We start from the raw sequence: 6783 nt of genomic DNA, 5'->3' as shown, positions 1-6783 counted from the left end.
GTCGCCCGCCCGCCCCGGTCGGCCAGGTGCGCTCGCGGTGACGTGGCGACCGAGTCGGACGGTGCCGGCGCGGTCGTCGGGCGGACGGCAGGGGCGGCGACGGTCACGGTGACGGCCGAGCCGTCGTGCGTCCAGCAGCCGAGGTAGGCGGAGCTGCCTTGGTCACCCCCGGCCAGCACGCGGCGGCCGGTGCCGTCGGGCCGTACGCACAGCACGCGTCCGTGTTCGCCACCGCCTGGTGTGATGGTGTACGCGATCCAGCGGCCGTCCGGAGACCAGGACACCTCAGTGACCGGTTCCGCCGAGGAGTCCAGCAGCCGGGCATCGTCACGGTCCACGGACGCGGCCCACAGCTGGGGCACGCCGCCCCGGTCACTGATGAAGGCCACCTGGGTGCCGTCGGGGTTGGGGCTGGGATACCAGCATCCGTGCGCGCGCAGCACGGTCACGGCGTCTCGCGGACCGCTCGCCTCGGGCAACAGCGCCGGCGTCGGGTCGAAGCCGGTGGATCCAGCCCCGCTCGCCGACCACAGGCCCGCCGACCGGAGGGTATTCACCGCGAGGCCGGTGGGTCCCGGGGCGGGAGCGGCCATCGACCTGTCGGGCGGTGGTTGCCGGAGCCGCGACGAGGGCTTGCCGGTCATGTGATTCCGTGCGTCTGCAGCCATATCTCCAGCAGCGCCACCTGCCAGAGCGCATTGGCCCCGCGCCTGGTGCGGTGTTCGTCGGGCGATGCGAGCAGCTCGGCCACATACGTGTCCTGGAACAGACCGCGCCGCTTGGCCTCGGGCGCCTCCATCGCCTCACGCACCCGGTCCAGAACCGGACCCGCCATGTGCCGGATGGCCGGTACCGGGAAGTACCCCTTGGGCCGGTCGACGATCTCGCGGGGCAACAGTTTCCGGCCGGCTTCCTTCAGTACACCCTTGCCGCCGTCCGACAGCTTGAGTTCCGGCGGGCAGGCCGCGGCCAGTTCCACCAGTTCGTGGTCGAGGAAGGGCACACGGGCCTCCAGCCCCCAGGCCATGGTCATGTTGTCGACGCGCTTGACCGGGTCATCGACGAGCATGACGTGCGTATCCAACCGGAGTGCCGCGTCCAGCGCCGTCTCCGCCCCGGGCGCCGCCATGTGCTCCTCGACGAAGCGGCCCGAGACATCCTCGGCCGGCAGCATGTGCGGCTGAAGGATCTGTGCGAGGTCGGCGTGCGCACGGTCGAAATACGTCTTGGCGTACCTCTCCGGCTCGTCCTCACGGGCGACCTCCGCCAGTTCCGGGTACCAGCGGTACCCGGCGAAGACCTCGTCCGCTCCCTGGCCGCTCTGGACCACCTTCACCTCCTTGGACACCTGCTCGGAGAGCAGATGGAAGGCGACCACGTCGTGGCTGACCATCGGCTCGCTCATCGCCGCCACGGCCCCGTCCAGGTCCGCGGAGACGCGGTCCGAGGGGACCATCAACTGATGGTGGGCGGTGCGGAACTCGCGGGCGACCAGGTCGGAGTACCGGAACTCGTCGCCCTTCTCACCGCCCTCGGTCTCGAAACCGACGCTGAACGTCATCAGGTCGTGCTGGCCCTCGTCGGCCAGGAGCGCCACGATCAGGCTGGAGTCCAGGCCGCCGGAGAGCAGGACTCCGACCTGGACATCGGAGACCATCCGACGGCGTACCGCGGTGCGCAGGGCTTCCAGCACCGCGTCACGCCATTCGTCCGGGGACATACCCGCGTGCTCGGGCCGACGCGTGTACGACGGCTCCCAGTACCGGTGGTCGCGGTGGGTCCCGTCGGGCTCCACGACGCGCACGGTGGCAGGGGGGAGCTTGCTCACGCCCTTGAGGACGGTGCGCGGCGCCGCGACGGTGGCATGCCAGCTCAGGTACTGGTGAAGGGCGATCGGGTCGAGGGAGGTGTCCACGTCTCCGGCGGCGAGGAGCGCGGGCAGCGAGGAGGCGAACCGCAGACGTTCCGGTGTGCTCGCCACGTACAGGGGTTTGATGCCCAGCCGGTCGCGGGCCAGGACCACACGACCGGTGCGGTGTTCGACGATGGCGAAAGCGAACATGCCGAAAAGTCGCTCGACGCAGGCCGTGCCCCACTGCCGGTATGCCTTCAGTATCACCTCGGTGTCGGACGTCGACTCGAAGCGGTAGCCCATCCCCCGCAGTTCTTCACGCAGTTCCCGGTAGTTGTAGACGCAGCCGTTGAAGACACCGGTCACCTCTCCCTGGGCGTCGGTCATGGGCTGGTCTCCATGATCCGAGAGGTCGATGATCTTCAATCGGCGGTGCCCCAGAGCCACCGCGCCGTGCGTCCAAAGTCCGCTGCCGTCGGGTCCACGAGCAGCCAACTGCTCACTCATGCGCTCCACGGCAGCGACATCGGGACGCTCGCCATCGAAGCGGATTTCTCCGCTCAGACCACACATCGAGGTTCGCTTCCTTCCGGACGGCGGGCGGGCGGCGCGGGAGCCTTGCCTGGTGTGTCTCGGACCTGCTGTGTCTCGGAGTCCGCCACGGGACCGGCCCTTACCGCCTTCCACCGGGAGTACACCCCGGCCCACGTAGCGTTCGTGATGACAACGGGTGCCCGGCACAGAGGCAAATAACCCCTGCAACGCCTTTTTGGGGCATTCGGCCCCACAGATGGGCCCGGCGGCGAGTGGGGCCCGCGCTGGAGGTGGCCGCGGCGCAGGCCTTCCGCACACCCCACCGAGCCCACCTGTAGGTACACAACCACCAGCGTTTCGGTGCGCTGAGCGGCGCCTGCGGCGCCTTCGACCACGGATCCCAGGTCATCACCCTGGCCACCTTGCGGGAGCGCAGCAGCCGCCCGGTCGGCCCTGGGTTGCGCGTCGGCTGATGTTTCGTACGCATTCGCGTCTCCGCCCTTGTCGCGTGTGGAGACCGGCTGGACCCTGAGCCCGTCCTGTACGTACGTCACGGGAAGGGCTCATGAAACGACTCAGACCTGCCGCGCTGTCCACAGCGCGCCGGCGCCTCGCGCGCGCTGTCGCGCTGGGGATGTTCTTACCGCTGGCCGCGCTGCTGCCCGTGGGCGCGGCCCACGCCGCGCCCACGACCGCCGACTGCGGCCCGGGATCCGCCAGCCACGGCGACGCCTGCACCATCACGGCGACCGACGCGACCCACACCCGCATCGACCAGCCCTTCGTGGGCGGCCCCAGCTACGAGTACAACCAGCTCGTCTTCCAGCCGGGCGACGAGATCAGCATCGACGCCGGGGGCTGCGTCCAGACCGGTGGGATCGGCGAGACCTGGAAGCGCTATGTGAACCCGAGCGGATCCGGCAGCGGCTATCCGGGCGGACTCTACTGGGGCTGGGTGACCATTCCCGGCGCGTACTACGCCGACAAGCCCGAACAGCCCGTCACCCACGTGCCGCTGACCGACTTCGTCGGCGGCCGGCACACCCTGAAGATCGCAAATCTGGGCGACCCCGCCGACTTCGTCCAGCCTCTCGACCTGATCGTCGGGTACACCGACGACGACTACGGTGACAACGGCTACTACTCGCACGACGACGGCAACGGCAACCAGTGCTCGATCGACCACGACGGCGGCTCGGCCTGGTTGACCCTCTCCGTCCAGCACGGCACCCCCGGCCCGATGCCCGCCCTGCATCCCAAACCGTTCGACCTGGTGCCCACCGGATACGACAGCAACCTGTTGTTCCGGGACCCGGTGTGGGGCTGGCAGCAGAACGGCGGGAAGGCGGACCCGGACGGGTACTACTTCAAGCAGTGCACCGGGCCGCAGCCGTGCACCTCGCAGACCACCGACGAGGACCGTATCGGCTGGGACCTCTTCGAGATCTTCGGACTCTGCGGCGGCGACCCTCCGACCGGCCACCGCAACTGGTTCGACGTCACCTACACCGGCCAGATCTCGTTCGACGAGCACGCGGGCGGGATCGGCGGTGACGACGACTACAACATGAATCTGAGAACGAGGGACTTCAAGGGCACCGGCCCGGCCGGGGCGACCGCCGGGAACCCGGACTCCGTGAAGCTGGAGTTCGACTCGGACGAGACGATCGACCACTTCGACCACCAGCAGTGGTGGGCGGCGTTCCACCAGGCCGTGGACGACGACGACCGGGCCCGGATCGACGGCATGGTCAAGGACCACGACGCCGTGGTCACCGGGCTCATGGGCATCGACCAGGTACACGCGCCCGGCGGCGCCGAGATCCACCCGGTGCACACCATGGCGATCCGCGAGAGCGCGCCCGGGGCCATCAACACGGCCAACGACGCCTGGGTGTTCATGGTCCGCAACTCCGGCAACGAGGGTGAGTGCGGCTCACAGCAGCACTACCTCGACGCGCATGCGATCACGGTCGACGTACCGCGCCCGCCCGGCCTGCCGGCGACCGCGACCGCGTCCCTGGTCGGCAACAACGAATTCCTGGCGCACGGCACCCGCAGCGCTCCCGCCGTCCACAACTCCAAGGGCGGTGTCCAGGTGACCTTCACCCTCCCCAACGGGGAGAACAAACCGTGGGAGGTCGGGGAGCTGCACCTCAACTGGACGGCGGGAGCAGCCAAAGCAACCACCGCGGCTGCCACACCTGCGACCGCGCGCACAACCACACCCTCCCCCATCACCCTCAGCGAACCGGCCACCCGCCTCGCCGACGAACCCGGGGACGAGAACGACCCCGAGGAGCGCATCACCCGTGCGTACGAGGCGCTCACACCCTCCCAGCGAGCTCTGGCCGACGAGATGTACGCCCAGCTGAGACCAGCCGCGATCGTCGATGACGAGACGACGGCGACCGCCTTCATGACCAGTACGGCACCCGCGTTTCCCACGGGCGTGCCGACCGTGTCGCACGCACCCGATCCGCGCGGACTGGCCCGGCTCCACGCCCAGTTCCAGGCGCTGTGTTCGGCCGGCGGCGGCAATCTGCCGGGCCTGGCGATCTGCCCGGCGCTGAACCAGCCGCCGCTGACGCGACTGGCCACCACCGGGGGCGCCCCGGGCCAGAACGGGTGGCTGGTGTCGCCCGTGACCGCCACGCTGACGGCGTACGACGCGAACGGCTCGGGGATCGACCACACCGAGTACAGCTACGACGGCACCAACTGGCTGCCGTACACCGGCCCGTTCACTCTGCCGGAGGGCGATTACACCTTCTCGTTCCGGTCCAAGGACAAGAAGGGGAACCTGGAGGAGGTCCGGAGCAAGGCGTTCAGGATCGACACGAAGGCGCCGCTCACCACAGCGACGTTGCTGCCCGCCGCCAACGCCAACGGCTGGATCGCCGCCGACGGGACGGTGAGTCTGCACGCGGCGGACCCGCAGCCCGGCTCCGGGGTCGCCGCCATCACCTACTCCACCTCCGGCGCGCAGACGACTCCGGCGACCACCGTCACCGGGGACTCCGCCGCGTTCACGGTCAGCCGGGAGGGCGAGACGGTCGTGACGTTCCACGCGACCGACAGGGCGGGCAATCCTGAGCCGGACAGGACGCTGACCGTCCGGGTCGACAAGAGCCCGCCCGCGTCAGGGTTCACCACCGCGGACGGCACCATCTTCATCGCGGTCGACATCGGCGCGCCGGACACCCAGTTCGTGACGGGCACCGCGACCGACGCGGCGGCCGGGGTGGACGAGGTGACGGTGACGTTCACCCCGACCCTGATCGGCCGACCACAGACCGCGAAGGCGACGGTGACCTGCACGGACGCCACGCGTCACAGCTGTACGTGGCAGGTGGCGCCGCCGCGCGGGATCGGTACGTACAAGGTGGCGTCGACCGCGACCGACCGGGCCGGGAACAGGGAGACGGCCCGAAGCGGCATTCACATCACGGTGATCCGGCTGCTGCTGTAGACCGGGAACGGCTCGTCATAGAGGGGCCCGGACCGGGACCGGGACCGCCTCACCGCTCTTCGCCGGTGGGGCGGGCTCGGTTGCGGCTGTCGAGCGGCGGCGCGTACCGTTCCCTGTGATCAATTGTCTCTTGACATGGGGGAAGTACCGATGACGAAGGGCCCCTTCGTGGCCATGGCCGCGGCGACCGCAGCGCTGGGAACCGTGCTCAGCTTTTTCGCGCTTCAGCTTCGGGCAGAGGGCTACGAGCAGTACGTCGAGTCCGTCGCCACGTTCAGTGTGTTGATGTACATCACCTCGGTCCTGACCATCGTGACCTGGGTACGTGACGGCCGACCGCAGGCAGGCTGATCCGAGTACGCCGCCGGGGTGAGCGAGGACATCCCTTACCTCCTCGTCCGCCCAGGCGGCAGCGGGCCTAGGCAACCTCCGGGTCCAGCCACCCTGTGGCCGCCGCCACTTCGCGCGTGGGAAGCACGAGTGCCGAGTCGGTGTGAAGTGTGATGCGTACGGGTGTGAAGGTGGTGGCGTCCACGGGCGACTCGCCGGTGCCGGGGTTGCGGGCGTAGCGCGGGTGCGCGCCTGCGCTGATCTGCCAGCGTATGCGGTGGCCGACGGGGAAGCGGTGGGCGGCGGAGCTCATCGGCACAGTGATGCGAGTCGGCTCCTGTTCGGCCGTCCGGAACCGGCTGAATCCGTCACAGATATTGACGGAACGGCCTTGTGGGTCCACATCGCACAGGCGCGTGAAGATGTCCGCGTGTCCGGTGTCGGTGGAGACAGTCAGCTGCGCGGAGACGGGGCCCATGATGTCCATCGGTTCGGTCAGGAGCGGACCGGTGAATGTCAGAACGTCGTGCCGGATCTCCAAAGCGCCGTTGTCGCGGGGGCCGGCGGTACGCGAGAGCAGCGGGCCGCCGAGGGA

The 6783-nt window shown here is 69.4% G+C and carries 4 protein-coding genes and 1 pseudogene; 2 read left to right on the top strand and 3 right to left on the bottom strand.

Features of this window, described 5'->3' with window-relative positions; genetic code table 11:
* A pseudogene (locus ACJA3G_RS26340) lies at nucleotides 1–644 on the bottom strand (TolB family protein); the annotation flags it as partial.
* A complete protein-coding gene (locus ACJA3G_RS26335) occupies nucleotides 641–2425 on the bottom strand; it encodes an N-acetylglutaminylglutamine amidotransferase (protein WP_406555534.1) in 1785 nt (594 codons plus the stop codon). The pseudogene ACJA3G_RS26340 and the gene ACJA3G_RS26335, both read right to left, overlap by 4 nt.
* Before the next feature lie 526 nt (nucleotides 2426–2951).
* Between ACJA3G_RS26335 and ACJA3G_RS26330 the strand changes: the two genes are divergently transcribed.
* The gene (locus tag ACJA3G_RS26330) at nucleotides 2952–5858 is read left to right on the top strand and encodes an OmpL47-type beta-barrel domain-containing protein (protein WP_406555533.1); all 2907 of its coding nucleotides are present in this window, start codon (nucleotides 2952–2954) and stop codon (nucleotides 5856–5858) included.
* A gap of 150 nt (nucleotides 5859–6008) precedes the next feature.
* A complete protein-coding gene (locus ACJA3G_RS26325; RefSeq protein WP_406555532.1) occupies nucleotides 6009–6209 on the top strand; it encodes an SCO3870 family protein in 201 nt (66 codons plus the stop codon).
* Nucleotides 6210–6276: 67 nt separating this feature from the next.
* On the opposite strand, the gene ACJA3G_RS26320 is transcribed toward ACJA3G_RS26325, so the two are convergent.
* Nucleotides 6277–6783: CocE/NonD family hydrolase (locus tag ACJA3G_RS26320; protein ID WP_406555531.1), on the bottom strand; the 507-nt coding region annotated here is incomplete at its 5' end.

The organism is Streptomyces sp. YS-3 (assembly GCF_045257485.1).
In the GTDB taxonomy this organism is placed as follows: Bacteria; Actinomycetota; Actinomycetes; order Streptomycetales; family Streptomycetaceae; genus Streptomyces.
The sequence above is the reverse complement of the archived record's forward strand: the minus strand, read 5'-3'. Positions and strand labels throughout refer to the sequence as shown.

Coding starts and splice junctions, on each gene's coding strand:
- ACJA3G_RS26335 (WP_406555534.1), bottom strand. CDS start 2,425: ATGTGTGGTCTGAGCGGAGAAATCCGCTTCGATGGCGAGCGTCCCGAT.
- ACJA3G_RS26330 (WP_406555533.1), top strand. CDS start 2,952: ATGAAACGACTCAGACCTGCCGCGCTGTCCACAGCGCGCCGGCGCCTC.
- ACJA3G_RS26325 (WP_406555532.1), top strand. CDS start 6,009: ATGACGAAGGGCCCCTTCGTGGCCATGGCCGCGGCGACCGCAGCGCTG.